Origin of the sequence: Sphingobacterium sp. UBA2480, from assembly GCF_002341965.1 — a bacterium.
GTDB classification, from domain to species: Bacteria; Bacteroidota; Bacteroidia; order Sphingobacteriales; family Sphingobacteriaceae; genus Sphingobacterium; species Sphingobacterium multivorum.
This window is the reverse complement of sequence record NZ_DDPA01000009.1, coordinates 431,282-456,981: the sequence shown is the minus strand read 5'-3', so window position 1 is coordinate 456,981 and position 25,700 is coordinate 431,282. Positions and strand designations below refer to the sequence as shown.

At 41.5% G+C, this 25,700-nt stretch carries 16 protein-coding genes; 5 read left to right on the top strand and 11 right to left on the bottom strand.

Features of this window, described 5'->3' with window-relative positions; all coding sequences use genetic code 11:
• Window positions 1-23: 23 nt before the first annotated feature.
• The 3 genes from B3600_RS22455 to B3600_RS22445 all read right to left on the bottom strand — a co-directional run bounded on the left by B3600_RS22455 (window position 24) and on the right by B3600_RS22445 (window position 5,632).
• Window positions 24-4,034: a hybrid sensor histidine kinase/response regulator transcription factor gene (locus B3600_RS22455; RefSeq protein WP_286754447.1), complete on the bottom strand. Its 4,011-nt coding sequence runs from the start codon at window positions 4,032-4,034 to the stop codon at window positions 24-26.
• 522 nt (window positions 4,035-4,556) lie between these two features.
• A complete protein-coding gene (locus B3600_RS22450) occupies window positions 4,557-5,147 on the bottom strand; it encodes a YdeI/OmpD-associated family protein (protein WP_286754446.1) in 591 nt (196 codons plus the stop codon).
• Window positions 5,148-5,299: 152 nt separating this feature from the next.
• Window positions 5,300-5,632, bottom strand: coding sequence for a hypothetical protein (locus tag B3600_RS22445; protein ID WP_286754445.1), 333 nt, complete (start codon window positions 5,630-5,632; stop codon window positions 5,300-5,302).
• Window positions 5,633-6,240: 608 nt separating this feature from the next.
• Here B3600_RS22445 and B3600_RS22440 point away from each other — a divergent pair.
• Window positions 6,241-7,170 carry a metallophosphoesterase gene (locus tag B3600_RS22440; protein ID WP_112374496.1) on the top strand — a complete coding sequence of 310 codons (930 nt, stop codon included), beginning with the start codon at window positions 6,241-6,243 and terminating at the stop codon, window positions 7,168-7,170.
• Window positions 7,171-7,279: 109 nt separating this feature from the next.
• Here B3600_RS22440 and B3600_RS22435 read toward each other — a convergent pair whose 3' ends face one another.
• The 5 genes from B3600_RS22435 to B3600_RS22415 all read right to left on the bottom strand — a co-directional run bounded on the left by B3600_RS22435 (window position 7,280) and on the right by B3600_RS22415 (window position 15,692).
• A complete protein-coding gene (locus B3600_RS22435) occupies window positions 7,280-9,049 on the bottom strand; it encodes a RagB/SusD family nutrient uptake outer membrane protein (RefSeq protein ID WP_286754444.1) in 1,770 nt (589 codons plus the stop codon).
• A gap of 11 nt (window positions 9,050-9,060) precedes the next feature.
• On the bottom strand, window positions 9,061-12,306 hold the full coding sequence (locus B3600_RS22430; protein WP_286754443.1) for a SusC/RagA family TonB-linked outer membrane protein: 3,246 nt from the start codon (window positions 12,304-12,306) through the stop codon (window positions 9,061-9,063).
• A gap of 376 nt (window positions 12,307-12,682) precedes the next feature.
• Window positions 12,683-13,459: a phosphatase PAP2 family protein gene (locus B3600_RS22425; protein WP_286754442.1), complete on the bottom strand. Its 777-nt coding sequence runs from the start codon at window positions 13,457-13,459 to the stop codon at window positions 12,683-12,685.
• 251 nt (window positions 13,460-13,710) lie between these two features.
• Window positions 13,711-14,982, bottom strand: a complete 1,272-nt coding sequence (locus B3600_RS22420; RefSeq protein WP_046675878.1) for a glucose-1-phosphate adenylyltransferase — start codon at window positions 14,980-14,982, stop codon at window positions 13,711-13,713.
• A gap of 251 nt (window positions 14,983-15,233) precedes the next feature.
• Complete coding sequence (locus B3600_RS22415; RefSeq protein ID WP_286754441.1) at window positions 15,234-15,692, bottom strand: hypothetical protein; 459 nt, start codon at window positions 15,690-15,692, stop codon at window positions 15,234-15,236.
• Between the two features lie 228 nt (window positions 15,693-15,920).
• Here B3600_RS22415 and B3600_RS22410 point away from each other — a divergent pair, with 228 nt between their 5' ends.
• Window positions 15,921-16,529 (top strand): methyltransferase domain-containing protein, encoded by a 609-nt coding sequence (locus tag B3600_RS22410; RefSeq protein WP_286754440.1) that lies wholly within the window; start codon window positions 15,921-15,923, stop codon window positions 16,527-16,529.
• Here B3600_RS22410 and B3600_RS22405 read toward each other — a convergent pair.
• On the bottom strand, window positions 16,513-18,045 hold the full coding sequence (locus B3600_RS22405; RefSeq protein ID WP_286754439.1) for a SulP family inorganic anion transporter: 1,533 nt from the start codon (window positions 18,043-18,045) through the stop codon (window positions 16,513-16,515). The genes B3600_RS22410 and B3600_RS22405 overlap by 17 nt on opposite strands.
• Window positions 18,046-18,145: 100 nt before the next feature.
• On the opposite strand from B3600_RS22405, the gene B3600_RS22400 reads away from it, so the two are divergent.
• Window positions 18,146-19,678 carry a DUF3943 domain-containing protein gene (locus tag B3600_RS22400; protein ID WP_053003933.1) on the top strand — a complete coding sequence of 511 codons (1,533 nt, stop codon included), beginning with the start codon at window positions 18,146-18,148 and terminating at the stop codon, window positions 19,676-19,678.
• 42 nt (window positions 19,679-19,720) lie between these two features.
• Here B3600_RS22400 and B3600_RS22395 read toward each other — a convergent pair whose 3' ends face one another.
• On the bottom strand, window positions 19,721-21,169 hold the full coding sequence (locus B3600_RS22395) for a L,D-transpeptidase family protein (protein WP_286754438.1): 1,449 nt from the start codon (window positions 21,167-21,169) through the stop codon (window positions 19,721-19,723).
• 114 nt (window positions 21,170-21,283) lie between these two features.
• Window positions 21,284-22,294, bottom strand: a complete 1,011-nt coding sequence (gene fbp / locus B3600_RS22390; protein WP_286754437.1) for a class 1 fructose-bisphosphatase — start codon at window positions 22,292-22,294, stop codon at window positions 21,284-21,286.
• Window positions 22,295-22,563: 269 nt separating this feature from the next.
• Here fbp and B3600_RS22385 point away from each other — a divergent pair, with 269 nt between their 5' ends.
• Entirely contained in the window at window positions 22,564-22,797 is a 234-nt protein-coding gene (locus tag B3600_RS22385; protein WP_286754436.1) for a hypothetical protein, read from the top strand.
• A gap of 252 nt (window positions 22,798-23,049) precedes the next feature.
• A complete protein-coding gene (locus tag B3600_RS22380) occupies window positions 23,050-25,647 on the top strand; it encodes a heavy metal translocating P-type ATPase (RefSeq protein ID WP_286754435.1) in 2,598 nt (865 codons plus the stop codon).
• The last annotated feature ends 53 nt before the right edge of the window (window positions 25,648-25,700 follow it).

Below are 25,700 nucleotides of genomic sequence, written 5' to 3'. Positions count from 1 at the left end.
GATATTACCTATAAACCTTTTATTTACAAGCTTTTTCGATAGAAAGACGGCAGGTTACCAAATGCAGATTTAAAATATTTGCTGAATTGTTTCGGATTTCCGAATCCTACTTCATAAGCAATTTCAGCCATCGATAATTTCGAGTTCTGAACCAGATGCATGGCACGTTTGAGCCGAATATGTCGGATGTATTCCATCGGTGAATAGCCTGTGATGGCAAGCACCTTTTTATAAAGCCCTACGCGCGTGAGGTTCATTCTTTTGGCTAGCAGTTCGACAGAAAGCGAAGAGTCGCTGAGATCCTGTTCAATTTCCATTACCAGCGCACGGATAAATTGTTCATCAGCAGATGCGATATCGGGCTGCGCCAGATTAACATTAATCTGTTTTTTATACCGTTTTACCATTGTCTGTTGTTGATGGAGTATCTGCGCTAATTTTGAACGTAGCAGGTTAATATTAAAAGGCTTGTTGATATAATCTGTAGCACCCGACTCCAAGGCTTCCAGTTCAATTTTCTGATTGACTACGGCCGTTACAATCAGCACAGGGATATGGACCAGCTTGGCCTGGGCCTTTATAAACCGGCAAAATTCCAGTCCGCTTTCTCCAGGGAGGCTGAGATCGGTGATGATCAGATTGACCTGTTGCTTGCTTAGGATCAATTTTGCATCATTGATGCTTTGCACAGCGTGGATTAGGTAGGCTGAACTCAGGCTCCGCTCCAGGTAATGGAGGAAGTCGATATCATCTTCGACCAATAAAATAGCGGGTTTATCCTGCTTATTGCTTTCGACAGGATCGACACTCGCTTCGGCCTTATGTATGGGTAGCTGAACTTTAAAAATCGTCCAGTGCACATTGCTGCTCAGCGCGATAGTTCCGCCCAAGAATTCGACATAGTCTTTAACAATAGAAAGCCCGATTCCCGTACCCTGATTCAGTTTTCCATTGGGCACATCCAGTTGCATGTAACGTTCAAATACGCGGGCTTGTAGGTTTTCGGGAATCGCTGTACCCTGATTTTGAACTTCAATACGCAGCATCTTTCCTGTTTCGTGTTCAGTGACTTCGGCATTGAATGCCACAATGCCGGATACCGGGCTAAACTTGATCGCATTTGACATCAGATTGAAAATAATGCTTTCCAATTTGTTTTTGTCAAACCAGGACAGATAGGTGTCTGGAGCGATATTGACCTGCAGCGAGATCTGATTGCTATGCGCTATCCCGGCAAAGGCATCAAGCATTTCGCGGATAAATCCCATGAGGTCCCCATACGCTTCGTTCAGCTCAAGCTCACTTTTCTCCAATTTTCTAAAGTCCAGCAGCTGATTGACCAATTTAAGCAGACGGTCTGCATTCTTCTTGATTAAGTTTAGGTCGGCTTTTTTTTCTGGATGCTGCTCTTCATCCAGCAGCTGCTGCGCTGGAGTTAGAATCAAACTGATCGGAGTTCTGAATTCATGACTTATATTGGTAAAGAAACGTGTTTTCAACGCATCCAGTTCCTTTGCCTGTGCAGCCTGTTCCTGGGCGAGGTAGAGTTGATTGCGCGTCTTGACACGTAGTTTTGTCAAATAAAAATAAGCCCATAGGACGATCAGTACCAGGCTGGCATAGAAAAGAAAGGCCCAAGCCGAACGCCAAAAAGGTGGCTGTATATCGATTGTTAGGAGCAGCACGCCCTCAGACCAGCTATTCGAATCGATGGCGTGCCGAATATACAAATTGTAGCTTCGGGTGTCTAGATTGGTGAAATTGGCGCGCATGGTTGCCGGTTCAAAATCAAACCATTCATCACTTAGACCAGCAAGCTGATATTGGTAGAGTCCATTATGCTGTTGCAGGTAGTCAAAGGTAGAGAACTCCAGCGAAATGGCATTGAGGTTGTAAGGAAGACTCAGTTCTTTAAGATTATTCAGGGCTTGATCGTAAATGACCCGGCCCGAAAATTCCTCACCTACGGCTATCCGCTTGTTAAATAAATAAAGATTGGACAAAAGCGGTAAGACCAGTTCACTTTCGCTGCTAATTTTCTTAGGGTCGATAAAATTGAATCCCTTTGGCCCACCAAAGACAAGTCTTCCGTCCCGCATTTTTAAAGCGGCGTTTTCATTGAATACATTCCCCTGAAGGCCTGATTCCCTTGTAAAATTGCGGATGATGAACTTCTCGGCCTGCCCTTTGCCGACAATCGCCGACAGTCCTTTGTTTGTTGAAGCCCAGATTCCCCCCTGATTATCGACCAAGAGCGCCAGGATCGCATCGTCGCTGAGTCCATCCTGCTGTGTGAGATAGCTTACTTTTGTACCGTCGATTACATGCAAGCCCTCTTGTGTTGCTACCCAAATACGACCAGTTTTGTCCTCTTTAATATCATAAATCAGATCATTCATAAGTTTCATGGGCGAACTGGATGTATTCATATAGCTAATCTTGTCGTCGGGAGCCAACAATGCCAAACCTGTCGCTGTGCCGATCCAGAGCCGTTTTTTTGAATCTTCAAACAAGACAGAGATATAATTGCTGTTAATGGTTTGTCCCTGCCGAGTATACGCTCTCGAAAACTGTTCTGTCTTTTTATCAAACAGGTACAAGCCAGCACTTAAGGTTCCTATCCAAAATCGATGTTGACTATCCTCGTAGATCTCCCATACACTATCGTCGTTCAACTTTCCAGGTGCCGAATCACGGTGGAAAACCTTAAAACTTTTGCCGTCGAATCGACACATACCACCTCGATAAGTTCCGATCCACAGCTTATCTTCCGTATCCAGCAATAAGGAAACAATCACGTTGCTGCTCAAACTGTTGGGATCCTGAGGATCATGCAGGTATTGCGTGAATGTTTTCTGACTGATATTATAATAGAGCAATCCCCCACCGTTTGTCCCGATCCATAGATTACCCTTTCGATCCTGTACAAACTTATTGACATCGTCAAAGGGAAGCGATTTAGGAAGCCCTGGATAGTTCCTGATTAAAGAGAATAACAACAGCTTGGGATGATAATAACTGATGCCACCTTTATAGGTTCCCGCCCATATGATACCTGACTTATCCCGATATAAAGCCGTTATGCTATTGTAAGGTAGGCTCCGTAAATCATATTTATCGTTAGCGAGGATCTGTACACTTTTTGTTTTTTTATCATAAACATTGATCCCACCATGATCAGTTCCTAGCCAAAGATGCCCTTGATCATCTTGCACGATATTACCTACAAAAGGATTGGATAGTTCTTTTTGGAGATGTTGAATTGATCCATCTTTCGGGTCAAACCAGTATACACCGATTGGAATATCCTTTGAGAAGATCCATATCGCCCCATCCTGATCGGCAAATAGATTATAATTTACCAGCTTATTGCTGATCGGCAATAAGCTAGTTTTGGTACTTCGCAGTGATTTCGTATCAATGTGACCCAGCAGGCCATTTTCGTAGATTACCCAGATCGTCTGCCCTTGCCCAGCTATCACATCGGCTATTCGGTTGTTTTTGGTCAACTGCGGTACAGTACGATAGGTTTTCTTTAGGCTATCGTACAAGATCAGCGAACGATCGCTATACAATAATGCGAAGGTCTGCCCTGCCAGCTGTCTTATCGTATGTACGTCTTTGACGGGCAACTTTAAGCGGGTCAGTATGGAATCAAGCTGCTGGACGATAATGCCTGAATGCTGATCATACACATTCATCCGGTTGCTGGTACGGATCCATACATTGCCTTCTGGTCCCTCAAAGATTGCGGAAATCGAATTTCCACTCAGCCCGGTACGTTTATTGGCGGAATAGCGAAAATTTGTGAATTGCGCTCCATCAAATCGGCTAAGGCCAGATTCGGTACCAAACCAGAGGTAATTGTACTTATCCCTGAGTGCGCAATTGACATGATTATGGACCAGGCCCTGGTCAGAAGTTAAGGTTTTAAACGCATACGTATTGACCTGGCTCCAAACTGAAGATTGCCCTAAGAAAAGGAAAAGAAAAAGTTGGAGATACGCGTATAAAAAAGACTTAAGCTGCTGCATTGGTTATCATCTCCCCAATGATACAAAAATTGAGCAAATACAGCAAATCAAGTTGCTATTAATATAAGCTTTAACATGGTCTTTTGATCGTTTCATCATTATACAACACGCACTATCACCTCTTATCATATTTCCAATATAAAAAATGGCATTATTGAGACAACTATTCTTTATCCCCCTAACCATGTTACCACATTGCGATCACGTTCGTAAGTTAAATCGGAATAATACCATTTTTACAGGGATATAGCAGGGGGTTAACAAGGGTTTACCCCTGTTATACCCCTGTTAACCCCCTGTTACCCCCCAGTTAAACCCCTCCTACTGGTTGAACTCGTATAAATTAATTGATACGTTTAACCACTCTAAACAATCGTTAAAATCCAAGAAAGAAATTGACTTATAAGGAAGTGATGGAAAACGTAAAAAAAAGCGAAACAACGCTACATAGAACGTGCAATATTAGTTATAAAAGACAAAAGCTAATGCTATAGGCCTGATTCATTTCGATAAATGATCCCTTTACTGAAATTGTTTAGGCCTATCTTTTTCTGCTGCTCTTGCGGCAATCTCATCAATGCGTTTTTTGCGGGTATCTGGTCTTTTGGCGAGAACAATCCATTGCAACATCATTTTTTTGACGGATTTACTCAATCCAAGAAAATAATCTTTTGAACCAGCATAATGTTGAAATGCTTCATCCAAATCCTCGGGAATAATTAATTCTTCCACACTGTCCAAAATTGACCAAGAGCCATTTTCTTGTGCTATTTTTATAACCTCATGCCCCGCTGGAGTCATTAGATTCGCATCGATTAGTTTTTTAACTTTTTCTTTGTTAATTTTAGACCAGGTACTATTGGGTTTTCTTCGGCTAAATAACTGCATGAATGAATAGGCATCAATCGGCCTCCGTGTGCTATCAATCCAACCAAAACACAATGCTTCATCCACAAGTTCAGTCCAGTTGACCACCGGTAAATTTGATTTTTTAGTATTACAGATCACCCAAATTGATTGTGCTATATGATGATTGTTTTCGAGCCAAAATCGCCATTCTTCTTTTGTATTCAGGTAAATAGTGACTCTCTCCGCCGAATTCTGTTTGATCATTGATATAGTTTTTTAGTCCTTACTGGTATGGATAAAATTTGTCTATTGTGAAAATACGTTTTTTTTGAATACTAGTCATCCATGTTTTGCAGAACAACAACGACCAGCTTGTCCTATTGACAAACTCAAATTAGTCAGCAGCATTTTCATTCTTAAATTTTAAGAATATATCTTTTGGGAACTAATAGAAGTATTATGAGTAGAACAATCTGTATGCAGATTACAAAAAACAAAATAGTCTGAGTTCGAAAAGCAAGTTCAGAGACTCGTTTTGCGTTTCTGCGCCGTAAATCGATCTGATTTTTCAGCACATGCTTTTCACAGCTATCAATATCAGCCCGCTGCTCTATTTTCCATTTTTCCTCACTCGCCAGATGATCACTTTTCGTAGGTGCCAAGTCGATAGCGTCGAATAGCGTAAAAAAAAACCAGCAACAGCCAATAATGGTAATTGAAGTCAAGCTAATCAGGATTTTCTTTATCATACGTATTTATTTTTGCATTTCGTTTCAAATAATAAGCCCTTAAAAAAATTACAATCAACACAGCTGTTAATCCCGAGACCAGAAAAGACGAAAACTGGAAAATAGCTTCACCAAACGCTTTACTGTCGCCAAAACACTGTACGGAGTTTCCCCATATATCAGTGCCCATAGCCCCCCTCATAAATACATTTCCGACAAGCCCAATATTCGGGAAGTATAATTCCGAGATAAATTGGTAACAAAATACCATAACAAGTAAGCAGAATAATTGTTATTGCACGAATCAATTTCATATGATCTATATACCTAAACCTTTTATTCGTTAAACACCACAATCGCCAATTTACAGTTTTACAATAGCTAAAAAATCGATAGTTTATATGTGTTGGCAATCATTTATAATTCGTTAGTGATCCATCAATTTACACAAACGTTTGTGTATTCAATTTACTTGAATCTCTAATTTATTCTCAGTATACTCGTGATAACATTATAATCAATTACCCAGAACAGTGGTTCAAAAAATAGACTAAACAGACAGCAAAGCAACATTACCGGAATACGGACTAATATATTCTTAAAGCAACATATTTTAAAACGCTAAAAAAATGAAACAGATTGGCTTAAAAATCAAACAGGAATGGAAGTTTCTTTCCATATTCGTCATCTGCTCTTTACCAAGCTTATTCAGCATGGCACAATCCAACAGGCCGGTTCTCCGTATCGGTATCATGGCCGATATGCAATACGCAGACAAAACAGACCACGGTAGCCGGTTCTACCACAATTCTTTAATGAAAGTCGATACCGCTGTAGACTTCTTTAATCGCAATAAAGTCGATTTTTCATTGGTTCTTGGCGATCTTGTCGACGAAGGTCCAAAAGATCTACCTGTATTGTTAAAACATCTCTACCCTTTAAAAAAACCGATGTATTGTCTACTTGGCAACCATGACTATGTCAGCGTATCTAAACCAGATCTTCTGCACACCACTTTTGGGATGCCAGCTAAATACTACGCATTTACAAAAGGGAAATGGCGATTTGTTTTCTTAAATACGAATGCGCTCAGTGAATATGCCACAACGCCCAATTCAGCAGACCAACGTGAATGGAAAACCTTGGTGGGTAGCCTACAGGCAGACGGAAGGAAAAATACGCAACCCTGGAATGGCGGAGTTGATCATAAACAACTCCTATGGTTGCAAAACGAACTTGCCCGAGCGCGGAAAAATAAGGAGCATGTGATCGTATTGACACATCATCCCTTATTGCCAGAAAATGGTTATGAAACACTCAATAATAGGCCAGTTCTTGATATACTCTACAAATTCCCAGAAGTTAAACTGGTACTTTCCGGTCATAATCATAAAGGCAATTATGTGATGGTAAACAATATTCCTTTTGTAACCATGGAAGGTATGATAGAAACACCTACAAGCAATGCCTATGGTCTTTTGGAGCTTTATCCGGAAGAAATCAAAATCAAAGGCCAGGGTAGACTCAGTTCAAGAGTTTTTAAATTATCATCCAAATAAGGCTCAATCGGGCGATTAAAAAACTCGCCATAAATGAAATTTAAATAAAACACCCCCAACAGCGAAAGCCGTTGAGGGTGTTTTTTATTGAATGGGTTTAGTGAATACACTATTCTAAGGTTGGATTAAATGTTCCGCCCCAATCTTTATTCTGCTTGATATTCGGATTTTTATCAATGACTGATTGTGCTATTGGAAAGAAATAATAGGTATCTGGTACCAGGTTCACTTTGTTTCCTGTACTTGGCACCTGCAAGACACTATATTTAAACTGATTCTCTTTCAACGTGTATGTTTTGGCCAATACATTTGCATCTTCCAGTTTCATTTCAGTTCCATTAGCATTGATCGCAATAGCTTCAACTCCATGCTTTGTCGTATTGTTTAGTATATTTAACTTACGTAACCGTCGTAAATCCCAAAAACGATGTCCTTCAAAGCAGAACTCAATATTACGCTCTGCTAAAATGGCTTCACGCATTTGCTCTTTCGTAGTCGCTGCAATACCATATTTATTATCCGCACCAGGTTCTATACCCGCTCTTTTTCTGATCTGTGTCACCAAATCTAAGGCTGTCGCAAAGTCTCCGGTTTCATTTGCTGTTTCAGCATAATTCAACAGGACTTCGGCATAGCGCATCAAGACAAAATCCACATCATACTGGGTTTCCACTTCGGTCTGTTTTAATGATAATTTAGAGTTTTTTAAGATAAAAAATCCACTATATCGATCCAAATTGGAAGAAGGTGTTTTTGCGTTAGGGTTTATACCAAAGTCATCTAAAGCCGGAGCAATACCTACAGAAGTGTATTGTCGTTTGCCGGTCTTTCCTGAAACCTCATAAATCTTGGCATTCCACACAATGGATTTATCAAAACGCGGATCGCGGTTTTCCCAATAGGATTGCAAAAATTGATCTTCTGTCTTATAGTATTTGCCCGTTTGATCGGAATAAAGCTTTCCATCTTTCATTGGAAAAGCTTTTACAAATTCCCAGGATGGAACGGAACCCGCTGGCCCTCTACTTTCGGAGCCGGGTCGTACGCCATTATCCCAATTAGCAACTTTATTTGGATAAGTATTAATCACAGCAAAAACAACCTCTGGTCCTTTTTCAACCAGCGCAATATTGGAATAATCTGGAGTCAAACTATAGCCATCCGCTTTAAGTTGCTCATAAGCCAATTTATTCGCAGTGTTGGCCTCCTGCCAATAAGCATTTCCATAAGGATTGGAGGGATTAAACTGGGGTGAAGCTTTATATAACAATACTTTCGCTTTAAAAGCTGCCGCAAAATCACCGTCAACCTTTCCATAATCTGCCGTACCCTTGGCAATCGTTTTTGGCAGTAAGGAAATAGCCTGATCCAAATCTTTGATCATCAGATCAAAACACTCTTTTGTAGAATTGCGGGGTACATTAAGATCATCATTTTTTAAATCTTGAGGTACCGTAATATAAGGGACCCCACCATGAATCCTGACCATATTAAAATACATATAGGCACGGAGAAACAAAGACTGCCCAATCACCGCATTTTTGAAGTCCGCTTTTAGCACAGTACTTTCACCAACTTTCTGTATCGCCGTATTAATTTTTCGGATGGTTGTATAGTCCCAGGATTTGTAAGAACCGTTGTTGACGGTGACCGCATCCAAGGGGAAAGCGATGCCAATTAGTTGTTCCGAATTTCCATCCGCACCAGCGTTCCAGTTGCCAAATAGTGGATATAGATTGGCAAGATAGCCGTTGACTAGATTTGGATCGGCCCATACCTTGGCTTCATCCAGCGAATTGAGATCATCAATGTCCAGCACATTTTTACAGGAAGACATACACAGAGCCAACGCTATTAAAGGATAATATATTTTTTTCATCTTTTTTTCATTTAAAATTTAACATCAAGTCCAAACGTAAAGGTTTTCATGACTGGATAAGAATCATACAGCTTTTGTTCCGGGTCATGGAATTCTTTCATCGGCGAAAAAACAAACAAATTGGTTCCATTGAAAAACAGGTTGACATCTTTTACACGGATCTTCTCGGTCATGCTTTTCGGCAATCGGTAAGACACGTTAACATCGCGTAAACGCAGATAGGCTCCATTTCTTATCCAGAACGACGAAGGAGCTGCACCAGACTCAGCCCAACCAGAATAGCCTGTTGGACGAGGGTATTTCGCATTGGTATTATCTGGCGTCCAGACATCGGAAGCCCAAATCGGGTAATATGGACGGAAAGTATCGCCATGCTGACGCATTCCACCACCTTCTTGATTGCTGATCATCCGATCATAAGCAAGAACCCCCTGAAATAATGTCGAGACATAGAAGCCTTTCCAGCTCGCATTGAAGCCAAACCCGTAATTGATGCGCGGAGAATTATTGTCTGACAATAACTGCAAATCGTTATCATCAATTTTCCCATCCGGACCTCCTGAGTAGTTCGCCCCTTGAATATCTTTATATAAGATCATCCCAGGAAAAGGATCCCTTCCGTAGGTCTTAAATCCTTTTGCTTTCAGTGCGTCGGCTTCAGCCTGTGTCCTTACTAAACCCAGTGCCTCTAAGCCGATAATTCTATTTTCTGGCCGCCCAATTCTGGAACGAAAGTTCTGCGGTTGGCCGGCAGCATACGCCGGTTCCTCGTCAATGATATCCCAGCGGTCTTTTGCATAACCCAGATTCCCATTGAGCCCATAGGTCACCTCGCCCACCTTATCATTCCAGTTCAACGAAATCTCCCCGCCTTTGTAACTTCTTGCGGCATAGTTTTCAGGAGCAAGTGCGCGACCATAGTTATCCGGAACTTTCAGTGATCTTGGTCCTAGGATGTTAGTTTCCTTGCGTGAAAACAGATCTAGGCTACCGGTCAGCTTATTCTTAATAAATCCAAAATCCAAACCGAGATTGACGCTTTTAGAAGTCGTCCAAGTGAGGTTCTGCGTCGGTGTTGCACCATACGCAATACCATTGTAATAGCGATCTCCGAACATATAGCCACCAGAGCTGTAATATTTTTCCAGATAGCCAAACTGACCGATTCGATTAGCATTTACATCCAAATCATTACCCGTTGTACCGTAAGAAGCTCTGAACTTCAAGTCTGATATCGTATTCTTTATATCCGTAAAGAAGTTCTCGTCCGATACACGCCAGGCTGCCGAGACTGAAGGAAAAAAGCCCCACCGTTTATCGCTAGGAAACAAAGGTGATCCATCGTAGCGGAAAGAAAACTCCGCAATATACTTATCTGCATAATTATAATTAGCACGCCCAATCACGCCGCGTCTTGAATCAATGGTTTCATTGGCAGTTGTCGACCTAAAGTTCCGATCTGTAGGATAAATAAACATCTGATCCAGGGCTGTAATCGGATTCTCTGCCCGTGAAGTAACGTACGTCCCTCCTTTTTTGGACTGCTCATAAACCAATGTCCCATCGACGGAATGTTTACCAAACTTGCGGCTATAGTTTAAAAACCAGTTTACCTGATATTCCCACAATCGTTGTGGGCTGTAATCCATGAAAGGCTGACTCTGGCTAAAAGTAAAGATATTGATATTCGCTTCCGAAGGCGGGGCCGGTATAAAGCGGTTGTCATTTGGATTCAGTGAAGTAAAGGTGTAGTTTTTTTGAAAGCTCATATAGCGCTTTCGCATATAGTCACTGGCAAGATAACTCCCCACAAGTTTTGTCGACAGACCTTGTACCAATTTATCCAGCTTCAAGTTTAGGGTCATAATAGGATTAACCTGCCGCACTTTGCGGTCGATATAACGATCACCGATGACCTGGTCGATCACATTCCATGCCTGCCAACTTCCCATAGGTGTCTGTACGGGATAAGCCGTTGGTGTATTGCTCGGTGTTCCGTCTGCATTCAGGTAAAACGGATACATCTTTGGCCAGTTGAAGGTAACACGGTAGAAATCGGATACATCAAAATCATCATCATTGGAAGATGTGCTAAAGGGCCAAAAAAAGCGCTTCGAATTAGTCTGGTTGGCTGAGATATTAAAATCCATGCTAAAATCTTCGGTAATCTGCGCGGAGATATTGCTGCGCAAATTGAACTTCTCATGGTCCAAAGATTTATAGGATCCATTTTCTTTGCGGTAGCTCAGCAAGCTATAATAAGTAATTTTGTCGCCACCACCATTGACCGATATGGATTGCCGATGGGTAAATGGATTGCGCCAGATCACATCATTTGCATTGTAATTTTTATCCTTGAAATAATCAAACTCTTTTTGTCCATTTGGGATGGAAAGACCGCGAAATTCGGCGACCCTGTTTTGATAGGTGAGTTCATCTTGTGCAGTCGTTAAATTCGCAAGAAGTTCCTGTGTTGGCGTATTAAAAGTATAATTACTTTGTACATTAAAAACTGGTGCTTGCGCTGTTCCTTTTTTCGTCGTCACAACGACAACGCCATTACCCGCCCGGGTGCCGTACACCGCGGCAGTCGCTGCATCTTTTAAGAAGGTCATTTGGTCGACCTCGTTCGCTTCAAGCACATCAAATGCAGCTTTATCGCGGACCACACCATCAATTACATAAAGTGGCTCGGCAAAACTCCCCCGTATACGCAAGCTCGACGATGCTCCAGCCATCCCCGAAGTATTGGTGACATTGACCCCCGCTGCTCTACCGGCAAGTGAATTGGAAAGATTTGAACTGGGGATATTTTTTAGCTGTTCTGCATTGACGGTAGCGACGGAACCGGTGATATTCCCTTTCCGCTGCTTACCATAGCCAATGATCACGACCTCTTCAAGCGCCTGATCACTCGAAACCATAACAACACTGATGTTGCCTGCGGAAACGGCTACCTCCTGTTTTGTAAAGCCTTGGTAGTTCACGACCAAAACATCACCACGCTTGGCCCGAATAGCAAAAATACCTTGTTGATTGGAGGATGCTTGAACGGATGTTCCTTTGACGGTGATGGTAGCGCCGGCTAATGCCTGACCTTTCTCATCTTTGACGATCCCTGTAACCTGATCTTGATCGACAATAGCATTGATCGGATCCAGATTCAGTGCGTAAGAATCAGGCTGACTAAACAGCAGGCAGAGCCCCAAAAGGCTAATGGGTCTCGCCTTTCCATGAAGAAAAAAATTTCTCATCATAATTACAAATTGGTTTAAAATAATAAAGAACCCTTAGGCTCAACTTTGGTTTATTTACTTAGCCTGCTTTTCTTTTTGTAAAAAACAGCAAAAGTGGATTAGATTGTCTACTAAATTTAAAAAACAAATTCTTATTTACGAAATTAACGTGATTTTTTAATCCGAAGTTCACATAAACGTTACATGCTGAAATAGGGAATGGAAATGGCTGACACAGCAGTGCCGATCTTCAGGTAGAACACCTAAAAACTGTGGTGAATACAGGGGTTTAAAGTGGATTTATACCCCTGTACGAATACTATCTAGGAAATTTTGTTTTGAGGCAAGCCGAATACGATCAATGTAGAGACCCCGAATGGGGCTTAAAAAAATGAGCCTAAAACTGTAAACTAGCGTTTAAACAAAATTGTCTACCGTTATATGTTGGAAGCACAACATAGCTCTTTTTCGAATTCTGTAATCGACTGTCTACCAAAGGGAGCAACCAATAGGCGATTTTAGTACTTAAGATACCGACCCCAGCTCCCATAGCGATATCCGAGAACCAATGCTTGTCGTTGTACATCCGCAGATAACCGGTACCTGCTGCAACAGCATATCCTGCAATACCGTACCAAATTGACTCCTGTCTATATTCCTGCCAAAGCAGTTCGGCACCAACGAACGCAGTAGCAGCATGCCCCGAAGGAAAGGAATTATTCGCTGAACTATCAGGCCGCCATACGGGAATGGTGGATTTCATAATTTTCACGGTTGAAGTCATGATAATATTAGAAACCGCTGTCGTAAACAGGCGTTGTTTAAGGTTATGTTTGGCAGGCACCCCTACCGCGTCCAAAACAAATACTCCGGCAGTTCCAGCAAAGCGGGTGAAATCGTCCAACTTAATTTTTCGGCTAGTTCCTCTCGATACGCCGTCTATAATGTCTTCATCTATCCCCTTTAAAAAAGGATTTCCTTTGGCAACGACACCATAGGTGATCAGTCCTACAGGAACAGCCAGTTCCTTGTAAGGAACTTTCTTAAAAAAATGAGATCCGCGGCTCGAATCCGACGGTTGTTCCGACAGAATTTGGGCAATTGAGGTAGCCGGTACTACAAAAAGTGAAACCAGGATACAATAAAAAACAAAGTATCTTTTGTAAGTGCTCATTTTATCCGTATTTATTTTATCGTGCGCAAAGATAATATTAAAATATCCAGTAAAAAAAGACAACGGGCATTGTCAACTCGGAAACTAAGCATCTTGCATCCACCTTCGTCAGAGGGTCAGCTTCCCTTATACCGTAGGGCGAAAGCGTAATCGGCACATGAAGATGTGTCTGCTCAAAAAGCGTAAACAAAAGTCCGCTGTTTCATGAATTGATGTGAACAGCGGGCTTTAGATTTAAAATTTATGTATGATCAAAGTCCTATCGTCACACCATTGGCAATGACCGCATCTTTTTTCACAACAACAATCCCATCACAGATCATATGCGTATCAAAATCGCCATCATTCAAACCCGGTCCACCAATGATACGAACGTCATCTCCAATTCGGCAGTTCTTATCCAAGATTGCGTTTTCGATATAACAACGTTTACCTACACCTACCGGTGGTGGCTTTTGTGTATTTCCCAACTCCAATACTTCTTCCAACTGCTCATAGTAATCAGTTCCCATCATGTAGGTCGATTTAATAACCGTTCCTTCACCAATACGGGAACGTATCCCAATAACAGACCTCTCCAGTTTATCGCCATTTAAAATACATCCATCGGCAATTACCGTATTATTTAACGTTGTACCCGAAATTTTCGAAGGCGGGAGCATCCGCGCACGTGTATACACGGTTTCATTAAACAAATTGAAATCCGGAATATCATCTGTCAATCCAATATTGGCATCAAAAAATGATTTGATGGTCCCGATATCGGTCCAATACCCATCAAATTGATAGCTCAATACCCGAAGTGCTTCGATAGCATCAGGTATAATTTCTTTACCAAAATCCATCCCCGGGTTGGCGATCAAAAGGTTGCGCAATATGTTTTTCGAGAAAACATAAATGCCCATGGATGCCAAATAATGCCTTCCCTGTTTATGCAAAACCGCTGAAACCTCTGAGGTCCAATTTAATACTTCATCCTTATCGGGCTTTTCGACAAAGGCAGTAATTTCATTCGCTTCGTTCGCTTTTAAAATACCAAATCCCGTAGCATCTTTACCATTGACTGGTATCGTAGCGATGGTAACATCGCCTCCATTTTCAACATGGAAATCAATCAGCTTTGAATAATCCATTTGGTACAACTGATCACCAGACAATACAAGAATGTAGTCGTAATCGACATTAAGGAGATGCTTCTGCGTGCGCCTGACCGCATCAGCGGTACCCTCAAACCAACGATCGCCCTCATTGGTCTGCTCTGCAGCCAAGATGTCGACAAAGCCCTTACTGAAAATGCTGAAATTGTAAGAATTTTTGATGTGTGTGTTCAAAGAGGCTGAATTGAACTGCGTCAGTACGAAGATCTTATTATAGCCTGAATTCAAACAGTTCGAAATCGGAATATCGACCAAACGGTATTTTCCAGCTATTGGAACCGCTGGTTTCGAACGCTGTTGCGTCAATGGGAAAAGGCGCGACCCTCGACCTCCTCCCAATACAAGGGAAACTACTTTGTGTATCATACCTCAATCCATTAATTGGTTATAAAACTATTATCTTCAAGAACAGGGACCTGATCAGGTTTACGCTCGAGATCCTTTAAATTCAGGTTTAAGAATCCTTATTAAATTAGCAATTTTTCGGATAAGAAGCAAACAGCAATTTTGATCATTGATTCTTTTTACAATAAAGTAATCCCCGAAAAACGAACAGAACCATTCTTAATTTTAACCGATTAAAAGACGATGATTACAAGTCCGTGTCTCCCGTAGATTTAATATCCAAATAGACCACTGAATAAAAAAAGGCAGTAGATATAACCAACAAGCAATAGATTAATGCCTATTTGCGGATATTTCTTTTGCGTAAATAACCATAGGATCTCAATAAAGGCATAAATGGACAAGGGTGCCGCAAGACTGACTGTCATAAAATAGAGTAAATATCCTGCTCCCAAACCATCATTCTGTTGCTTAAGAATCAAATATGGGACAAGAAGTAGCAGGAAGGCGATACAAACCACAGAAAAGCGGATAAAAAAATGTCGTTTCAATTTTCTATCTCCTTTAAGAGGTTTGTAGACAAACATAGTTAATCCTGATATATAGACAGTTAATAGCAAATAACCGATATAGTGATGCGCGCTCTCCAAACCATTCCAAACTTGGTTAGCATACGCAAGACCAACAATTAGAAATAAAACAATAAATAAGACTACTTTAATATAATTCATCTAAAAACACAGGGTACTTGCCCTACTAGAGTAATTGAACGCTATAAATTTTAATATCGTATGGAACGCAAGTAAATTACAACACTTTGCTCCTTTTCGATAGCTCCCAAAATTGAAATTAGATGATCAACTTCCGAGAGGATAGCTAAACGCAATTTTCATTGGAGAGAAGCACGCTATTGACCTAATATTTATGTAAATTGCTAAAGTATATAGAACAAAATAGCTATGGATTCTTCACTATTGGATGAGAACTATTGGGATGAACGTTATAAGACCAAATCGACAGGCTGGGATATTGGCTACGCATCCCCTGCAATCATCAACTATGCAGCGGGGTCTATTGCTAAAGATGCGGCGATTTTAATTCCAGGTTGTGGAAATGCGTACGAGGCGAAGGCTCTCCTTGCCATGGGATTCAGTCAAATTACCTTACTTGATATCGCCCCAACACTCGTTGCAAAGGTAAGAAGGGAATTCGAAAATAGCCCTAACATCCAAATTCTATGTCAAGATTTCTTCCAGCACCAGGGCCAGTACGACTATATAATTGAGCAAACCTTTTTTTGTGCACTGGATCCTTCATTACGGCCCAGCTATGTACAACAAATGCATACTTTGCTCAAGCCTCAGGGTATACTGATGGGTTTATTGTTCAAACGGGAATTTGCACAACAGGGACCACCTTTCGGTGGAGATCAAACGGAATATCAACACTTATTCAAATCTAAGTTTGACATTTTACACCTGACAGATTCCACCAATAGTATTCCCCAAAGAAAGGGAAATGAACTGTTTTTTGAGCTGCGCAAAAAATTGTCTACTTGTCCGGCATAACCCGATAAGTGGGATCTTCCACGATATTGACCTTCACAATGTCTGCTGCATCTTTTAGCAGTGAGCGACAATCCTCACTGAGATGCCACAATTCGATCTTTTTCCCTTGTGCGGCATAGCGTTCGGTAATTTTGTTAAGCGCATCCACAGCGGACATATCCACCACACGACTCTCCTTAAAATCTAAAATCACACGGTCAGGATCTTTCAAAACATCAAATTTATCCAAAAAATTAGCTGTCGAACCAAAGAAAAGCGGTCCATAAATTTCATAATGCTTGATGCCCTCGGCATCCAAATATTTTCTTGCCCGAATGCGCTTTGCATTGTCCCAGGCAAATACAAGTGCGGATACCACGACACCAATAAGCACCGCCAGTGCTAAATTATGTAAAACCACCGTAATCGCTGCGACAAGAATACCAACGAAAATATCTGATTTGGGAAATTTATTGACAATACGCAAGCTCACCCATTGGAAGGTACCTATTGCCACCATCATCATCACACCGACCAGCGCTGCCATTGGTATCTGTTCAATGAAAGGAGCACCTACCAAAATAATCACTAAGATGGTCATGGCTCCAATAAAAGAAGAGAGCCTCGTGCGTGCACCAGCATTTAAATTGACCAGTGTTTGAGCAACCATAGCACATCCACCCATTCCTCCAAAAAATCCATTGATTGCATTGGCTACCCCTTGTGCCATGGATTCGCGGTTTGCATTTCCTTTGCTCGCGGTTATTTCGTCCACCATATTTAGTGTCAAAAGCGATTCCACCAACCCCACTCCGGCCATCACCAACGAATACGGAAAAATCAGTTGCAATGTTTCCCAGCTCAGGGGTACATTGGGTAAATGTAAATGGGGTAATGTCCCACTGACAGAGGCTATATCTACTACTTTTTTGGTATCAATTCCTAAAAGAGAAACCAAGCCAAACACAACGAGAATAGCGACTAAAGAGGCCGGGACTGCCTTTGTGACCCGAGGAAATCCAATCACGATCAACATCGTCAGTAGAGTGAGTCCCCCCATGATGTATAAGGTACTTCCCGACATCCACTCCACCCCCGATCCTGTATTCTCTTTAAATTGGACCACTTGCGCCATAAAAATAATGATGGCCAGTCCGTTTAAAAAACCGTACATCACAGGCTGCGGAATTAAGCGCACAAATTTCCCCCATTTAAAAAGTCCGACCAAAAATTGTAGAAGCCCCGCCAAGACGACAGCAGCAAAAAGATAATCAATACCGTGACTTGCCGCCAGGGCCATTAAAACAACCACTGTTGCACCAGCACCTCCAGAGACCATCCCTGGCCTGCCTCCCAAAACGGAAGTAATCAAACCCATTAAAAATGCTGCGTAGAGTCCCGTTAAAGGCGGTAATCCAGCCAAAATAGCAAACGAAAGTGATTCCGGAATCATCGTCATCGCGACCGTTAATCCTGCAAACAACTCATTCTTAAGATTGATCGATTTTATATTGAATATTTCAAAGGTATTGTTCATTTCTAATTACTTGAACAGGATAATTGCTGCAAAGGTACTAATCGCACAAACACTTTTATCCTATATTTGTTATTCTTTACAAATTTTATCGCAAAACAGTATGTTCATTTCGATCAAACAACGCATTAACCAACGTCACTATAGTCTCTTTATATTTATCTTTTGGGTGCTTGTCCAGCTCGGGAATATAGGACCAAGTAAGGCAGCACTCCTTCCAGCAAGAGACTCTTTAATGAATTCAGATAGCCTATTTCGAGCGACATCAGTCGAAAAAAATCACTTGTTCCACCGCGAGCAGCCAAAACCATGGAACAATCATCGTATCAATGTAAAACAAACAGACAGTCTATTTGATTACCAAAAAAAGAACTTCTTAAGGGCGGGAATTGAGTGGTTCTCCATCCAGGCTATTCCTGCCTCGGTTAATTACTTCATTCGAAAAGATCCTGTTTCCCATATTTCCTTTAAAAACTTCTTTAGCCATTTAAAACTGTCTGCCTGGACCTGGGACGACAATCTTTTTGCAACAAATCAAATGGCGCACCCTTATCACGGTCAGTTTTATTTCAATTCGTTCCGATCCAACAACTATAGTTTTCTACAATCAACAGCTGCAACCGTAGCTGGTAGCTATATCTGGGAAACTGCAGGTGAAACCGAACCCCCATCCATCAATGATATCATCAACACAAGCTTTGGGGGTACTATTTTAGGTGAAATGACCCATAGACTATCGCATCATATTCTTTCACGCCCAAGCCTAACTAAAGGACAACGTAATAAAAAAGAACTACTGGCCATGCTGATCAATCCGATAAACGGACTCAACCGACTGCTCGATGGGCGCTGGGGAGATAAGGTCAAGGGAGCTGTTATCGACAGTTCTTTAGTGCACACCGAAGTTGAATTGGGGCTAAGACGGTTTGATGCCAAAGAACATGACATCTTAAATAAAGGAAAGAATGACGTATATGCACGTATCAAACTGATTTACACCAACAATGATATAGACAAAAAGAAACCCTTTGATGACTTCTTCCTCAATTTGGAACTCGGATCAGATGATAGTTCCATTGTCAATGCGGTCAATGTCTATGCTTCGCTATATGGAAACCGTATTCTCTCTAATTTAACAGGACGCCACCGTGGTATCGTGTCTGCACATTTCGACTTTCTGCGCAATGAAGCTTTTTATTACGGATCCCAGAGCATCAATTACAATGTCTTTTCAAACTTCAACATTGGTAGCCGTACCAAGCTGACAACCATTCTTGGTGGTGGTCCGGTGGTATTGGCCGCTGTACCTGATCCCTACCTCCATTTTGGTGAAAGCCGCACATACGATTACGGACCCGGAGCTGATGTTAGGGCTTCGGCCACATTGAGCACATTAAACCGCTTTAAATTTGGTGTAGATTATCGTGGTGGATATTTTGTCACAATCAGTGGTAACAAATCCCACCATTTTCTTCATACGGCATCCACGAGTGCTTCAATGCGTATCTGGAAGAACTTTGGCGTCAACCTTTACTCTGGTTACTTTAGATTGGAAGGTCGTTATCAAGACCATAACAACGTAAACAAAGACTATCCTTTTGTCCGTATAGCCCTAGCCTACAACTCTGAATATTAGCTATAAAAAAAAGGCTTAACGCATTTGGTTAAGCCTTTCTCATCAATTTGTCCAATACTTCTTTAACGCTTCCTTTAAACGCGGGTCGTACCCGTATATATCCGGATAAGTGACAATTTTACCTTCGTCATCCAACCAAGTTGTATAATAGGTGATATAAACGGGCATCTGCCGTTTTAGTGTTACCCAGCGAGACTTTGAAATGGAATCTGTCGTAATTTCCTTCGCAATTTTTTCGGCCTGTTTTTCATTATTGACAAGATAAGAAGCCAAATCCACAGGTTTTTCTACACGCACACAACCATGGCTGACCGCCCGGTTGCTTTGCCCAAACATTTGTTTTGCCGGCGTATCATGTAGATAAATAGAATAGGGATTCTCAAACAGGAACTTTACATTCCCCAATGAATTATCCGAACCGGGATTCTGTTTGAAACGAAAATTCTCCACAGAATCCGAATTCCAATTGACAGTTGTGGGATCCACTTGTTTACCTTTGTAATAAGCCACCATATTGCGCGACGCCAAATAGTTTGGATTATTCCGAACACTTGCCAATAATTCTTTCTTAACAATACTGCTTGGAATATTCCATACCGGATTAACTTGCATGGCATCCAACATCCCCTGCATCACAGGCGTCTCATGGTTCTCACCTTTCCGCGTATATGCCGGATTGTCTGTTTCACCCACACACACATTCATTAGTTGGCTTGTCTTCCCTTCTTCCATGATATGTAAACGCTGTTCAGGTATGTTCACAAATACATATTTCTCCGGAAAAGCATCCCCCATCCAGCGCAATTTTTCCAATACCATTAACACCTGGCTTCGTTGTGCACTGTTTAGATTCCCATTTTCCAACAAATCTTGAAATCTAGTATAATATTGATTTTTAGGCTGTATATCGGCCAAGACGTTTCCGATTTTCACGCTGTCCAACAAGTTGACAACTTTGCCATAGCTCATACGTTTTTGAGGAACGAAATACCTTCCATAAAGGCGTTTGGGATTAACCACACCATATTTGATACTGCTGATATAAGCCACGAGTCCATCAGTGCTCAATAAGTCAAGCTTCGCCAATAAAGGATAAACTTCGGCAACATCTTTGCCCTTCAGTTTTCGAAGCGAAAACAACGTTTCCTTAATCGCAGCCGTATGGAAATAACTGGTCCGAATACCATGCTCTTCACTTCGCTCAAAGTAAGTAATCATAGTATCGATACTACCATCAAAGAGATGTTCGGCAATTAAAGTCATCCCTTCAGTAGAATCCGATAATTCCTTCATCCAGCTTGGATTAACCAATTGGGATTTTTCCTTAGCATACACGTCACGGAAGACTTTTACGTAAGCAGCTGTGTCAAAATCCTTATAGGACTTATTTTCAAACTCCTTCGCCAGCACATCGCCATAAGTTGGAGGGTTATCTTTACAGGAAAAAAATACTACTGAAACAAATGAAATAAAAACTAAAAATCGTAACATATTACAAATCGTGAAAAAGAAATGGCTTCGCAATAATGAAGCCATTTTCTGGGGACAAAGATAAATAATTCTTATGGTCTAAAGAATCTTACCTGTCATTGAATCACTACAGAATCAATCACTGTATTTTTTCAGAAAATCTTCCAGCAATTCCACCATATCGGTATTGCCCAAAAAAGCTGCTGATCGCTGGTGCAAAGTTTTTGGCTCAATAGCTAGTATACGCTGAGATCCATTCGAAGCTTTACCTCCGGCCTGCTCGATGATAAAAGCGATTGGATTGCACTCATACATCAATCTCAGTTTCCCATTAGGGTGTGCAGAAGTCGTTGGATAAAGAAAAATGCCCCCTTTCAGGAGATTACGGTGTATATCGGCGACCATTGAGCCGATATACCGTGACGCATAGGGGCGTTTCGTTGCACTGTCTTCCATTTGGCAATATTTGATATATTGCTTGACGCCGTTTGGAAATTTGGAATAATTTCCCTCGTTAATTGAATAAATTTGGCCCGACGCCGGAATTTTCATATCGGGATGGGATAAACAAAACTCGCCGATCGATGGATCCAATGTGAATCCGTTTACGCCCTTTCCGGTTGTGTACACCAACATGGTTGAACTACCATAGATCACATAACCTGCAGCGACCTGTTTCGTTCCATGTTGTAAAATATCATTGCTATTACAAGAAACACCCGTATCAGAAATTCGTCGATAAATGGAAAAAATAGTCCCCACAGATACGTTGACATCAATATTGCTTGAGCCATCCAGGGGGTCAATACACACAATATATTTGGCATTTTTGGAAACCCCTGATTGGATGTAAACTGGATTTTCATGCTCTTCTGAGGCAACTACACAGCATTCGCCCCCACTTTGAAGTGCTTTGATAAACTGTTCATCAGCGTAAACATCCAGTTTCTTTTGTCCCTCGCCCTGCACATTAACCTGGCCTGCATCGCCTAAAATATCAACCAATCCCGCTTTATTCACCTCTCTATTTACAATCTTTGCTGCAATTCCAATATCCCGCAAGAGTCTAGAAAGTTCCCCTTTAGCATACGGAAAATCGGCCTGTTTTTCAATGATAAATTGACCTAGTGTAGTTATACCACTCATAATATTGTTTTATTGGATATTTGTTGCACAAAGCTAAAAAAGTTAAACAAACTTTAGCAAATACATCCTTCTCATATTTAGCATTTTAGCAGACTAAATACGCAATCGATTGCGCTAAGTTTTGAAAACTCTTCTTTGCTAAAACGATTATTAGCTATTAAAAAAATAATAAAAGGTGGAAAGCAGTGGATAAATTTCAAATAGCGACGATTAGAAAAAAAACAATAAATGCTAAGTATTTGGTAATTTTGGCTAAATATTCTGATACAATGCAACAACTTATACAGCTCATCGAAAAGGAAAAATTGGGAAGCCAATTGGTAAAACAGCACACGTTGATCATAGATGATAAACAGGTCGTTCACGGCGCCCTATTCATGGTCAAAACCACAAAAAAAACATTTAAATTGATGATTCCAGCGCCTTTTCACGAAGCAGTTTTGAAAGAGCAGGTAACCATCAATACATTGATCAAACATCCCCAAGTGATGCTATTAGCTTAATCAACGAGATATTCCAAGCCCCATAGCTATCCCCAAAGCAAACAAAACATAGCTCGATTGTGTTTATCATAGCGTGATTTCGATGTTTTTCACATCACATTCCGTCTCCCGAAGACTATAAAGCTGGCTCGACCTAGAAAATGGGGGCAAATTGAAAGCATATTATCAACGGGAAATTTTACAAAAAAACCCGGTAAAAGTGTAAAAATCACCTCGATATAACTTTTAACTTTAGGCAATAAAGACAACGCTATGCAACACCGCTATACACTTTCAGGAATGTCCTGTGATGGATGTAAAACAACAATCGAACATGCATTGAACAAGTTACCTGGGGTTCATGCCGAGGTGACTTTAAACCCGCCAAGCATCACAATAACATCCCAGAAACACATTCCGTTACAGCAATTACAGGAAATAATATCCAAATTGGGGCCATATCAAATCGGCGAAGCACATCAGCATACTTCCGAAGTTCCCTCCGATCAATCCATGGAAGTTCCGCCTATCCATAGCGAACAGCAACACAATCATTCCGTTCAGTCAAATGCTATAATGCATCAGTCACAAACATTAGCTACGCCCGACAAAGCACATCATAGTACGTCTGCAGATAAATACTATTGTCCCATGCATTGCGAAGGCGATAAGCTTTATGACTCACCAGGAAGCTGCCCCGTATGTGGCATGAACCTGGAAAAAGTCCCCATGTTAAAGACAGACCTTCAATATACTTGCCCAATGCATCCTGAGATTGTACAAGACCATCCCGGAAATTGCCCCATATGTGGTATGGACCTTGTGCCTATAGCCAATGGTAATAATGCGGACGACGATCATACCTATCGTAATCTTCGAATGAAATTATGGGTCTCCATCCTATTTACTGTCCCCATATTTATACTTTCCATGGGTGAAATGCTTCCGGGCAACCCGATCGGTAAAATCATTCCGCCCAGCTGGTCGGGATGGATACAACTGGTTTTATCTTTACCGGTTGTTTTTTACACCTGTTGGTCTTTTTTTCAACGTGGCTGGGTATCTTTCAAAACCTGGCGCCTTAATATGTTTAGCCTGATTGCACTTGGTGCTGGAGCTGCGTTTGTCTATAGTTTGGTAGGTCTATTTTTTCCGCAGATCTTTCCTGACGAATTAAAAAATCACCATGGCTACATTGCGCTTTACTTCGAGTCCGTTACCGTCATTCTAACGCTGGTATTGTTAGGCCAGGTGATGGAGGCTAAAGCACATTCCAAAACCAATTCAGCGATCAAAGAACTGATCAAGCTGAGTCCTTCCGAAGCTACGCGCGTGGAAAATGGAATCGATAAAAAAATAGGCATAGATCAAATTCAACTTGGTGATATACTCAAAGTAAAACCCGGTGATAAAATTCCAGTCGACGGACAAATTACGGATGGCAACAGCAGCATCGATGAATCCATGCTGACGGGTGAACCTATCCCGGTAGAAAAGCAGGAAGGCGATCATGTCAGTTCAGGAACCATCAATGGCGACCGCAGTTTCCTCATGAAAGCAGAGCGTATTGGTTCGGACACACTCTTGGCTCAGATTATTCAACTTGTTAATGATGCCAGCAGAAGCAAGGCACCCATTCAACGGTTAACAGATAAAGTATCCGAGGTATTTGTTCCGATTGTCATTATCATTGCAATTTTGACATTTCTTACCTGGTGGCTCTGGGTTCCTTCTGCTTCCTTAGCGTTCGGCTTTGCCAATGCACTTGCCGTACTAATTGTTGCCTGCCCCTGTGCCTTGGGGCTCGCGACACCGATGTCCGTCATGGTTGGTGTCGGCAAAGGAGCCAAACATGGCATCCTGATCAAAGATGCAAGTGCACTGGAAAAAATGAACCAGGTCGATGTGGTACTAACAGACAAAACAGGTACCATCACCGAAGGAAAACCCACCGTCGATGATATTCAACCAAACTCCTCCAGTAGCAAAGACGAAATATTGTCTTTGGCTGCCGCTTTAAATGCCAATAGCACACATCCTTTAGGTCATGCTATTATTGAAAGAGCAAAAAAAGAAAACAGTAAAACAGAAAATAAAGTTTCCGATTTCGAAAACGTAGCGGGACAAGGAATCAAAGGAAACATAAACGGAAACAGTATAGCACTTGGCAATCAATTGTTGATGGAGTCTATCGGTATAGCAGTTCCACACGATATGAAGCAGATGGCTGAAACCGCTCAGTCCAATGGAAAAACGGTGTCTTTCCTCGCAAAAGATCAAACCTTATTGGGCTATTTTAGTATTTCAGATCAAATCAAGGCTTCATCGAAGCAGGCAATTCAATACCTCCAAAAACATCAAGTCGATGTAGTCATGCTGACTGGAGATAATGTCCATACGGCAAAGGCTGTGGCGGATCAAGTCGGCATTAAGCATTTCAAAGCCAATGCCTTGCCCAAAGATAAGTTGCAAGAGATTCATACATTACAGCAACAAGGTCATGTGGTCGCGATGGCCGGTGATGGTATCAATGATGCCCCTGCCCTTGCTCAAGCCGATATCGGCATTGCTATGGGTACGGGTACTGACGTTGCCATACAAAGTGCTTCTTTGACTTTGTTGAAAGGAGACCTGACCGGAATTGCCAAAGCAAAAGTACTGAGTCATAAATTGCTTCGTAACATTAAGGAAAACCTGGGTTTTGCTTTCGTCTATAATATACTCGGAATTCCTTTGGCAGCCGGCCTGCTATATCCATCTTTCGGAATTCTCTTGTCACCCATGATAGCAGCTGCCGCAATGAGTTTTAGTTCCGTTTCGGTTATTTTGAATTCTTTGCGCCTAAATCGTGCAAAGATCGATATCGATTAAAAACAGATATTCCCTATATTCGCTGCTACAATAACGACATATAGCTTACAGTA

Coding starts and splice junctions, on each gene's coding strand:
- B3600_RS22450 (WP_286754446.1), bottom strand. CDS start 5,147: ATGATCAAACAGAATTCGGCGGAGAGAGTCACTATTTACCTGAATACA.
- B3600_RS22385 (WP_286754436.1), top strand. CDS start 22,564: ATGCAACAACTTATACAGCTCATCGAAAAGGAAAAATTGGGAAGCCAA.
- B3600_RS22435 (WP_286754444.1), bottom strand. CDS start 9,049: ATGAAAAAAATATATTATCCTTTAATAGCGTTGGCTCTGTGTATGTCT.
- B3600_RS22425 (WP_286754442.1), bottom strand. CDS start 13,459: ATGAGCACTTACAAAAGATACTTTGTTTTTTATTGTATCCTGGTTTCA.
- B3600_RS22420 (WP_046675878.1), bottom strand. CDS start 14,982: ATGATACACAAAGTAGTTTCCCTTGTATTGGGAGGAGGTCGAGGGTCG.
- B3600_RS22455 (WP_286754447.1), bottom strand. CDS start 4,034: ATGCAGCAGCTTAAGTCTTTTTTATACGCGTATCTCCAACTTTTTCTT.
- B3600_RS22380 (WP_286754435.1), top strand. CDS start 23,050: ATGCAACACCGCTATACACTTTCAGGAATGTCCTGTGATGGATGTAAA.
- B3600_RS22415 (WP_286754441.1), bottom strand. CDS start 15,692: ATGAATTATATTAAAGTAGTCTTATTTATTGTTTTATTTCTAATTGTT.
- B3600_RS22400 (WP_053003933.1), top strand. CDS start 18,146: ATGTTCATTTCGATCAAACAACGCATTAACCAACGTCACTATAGTCTC.
- B3600_RS22405 (WP_286754439.1), bottom strand. CDS start 18,045: ATGAACAATACCTTTGAAATATTCAATATAAAATCGATCAATCTTAAG.
- B3600_RS22430 (WP_286754443.1), bottom strand. CDS start 12,306: ATGATGAGAAATTTTTTTCTTCATGGAAAGGCGAGACCCATTAGCCTT.
- B3600_RS22445 (WP_286754445.1), bottom strand. CDS start 5,632: ATGATAAAGAAAATCCTGATTAGCTTGACTTCAATTACCATTATTGGC.
- B3600_RS22410 (WP_286754440.1), top strand. CDS start 15,921: ATGGATTCTTCACTATTGGATGAGAACTATTGGGATGAACGTTATAAG.
- B3600_RS22440 (WP_112374496.1), top strand. CDS start 6,241: ATGAAACAGATTGGCTTAAAAATCAAACAGGAATGGAAGTTTCTTTCC.
- fbp (WP_286754437.1), bottom strand. CDS start 22,294: ATGAGTGGTATAACTACACTAGGTCAATTTATCATTGAAAAACAGGCC.
- B3600_RS22395 (WP_286754438.1), bottom strand. CDS start 21,169: ATGTTACGATTTTTAGTTTTTATTTCATTTGTTTCAGTAGTATTTTTT.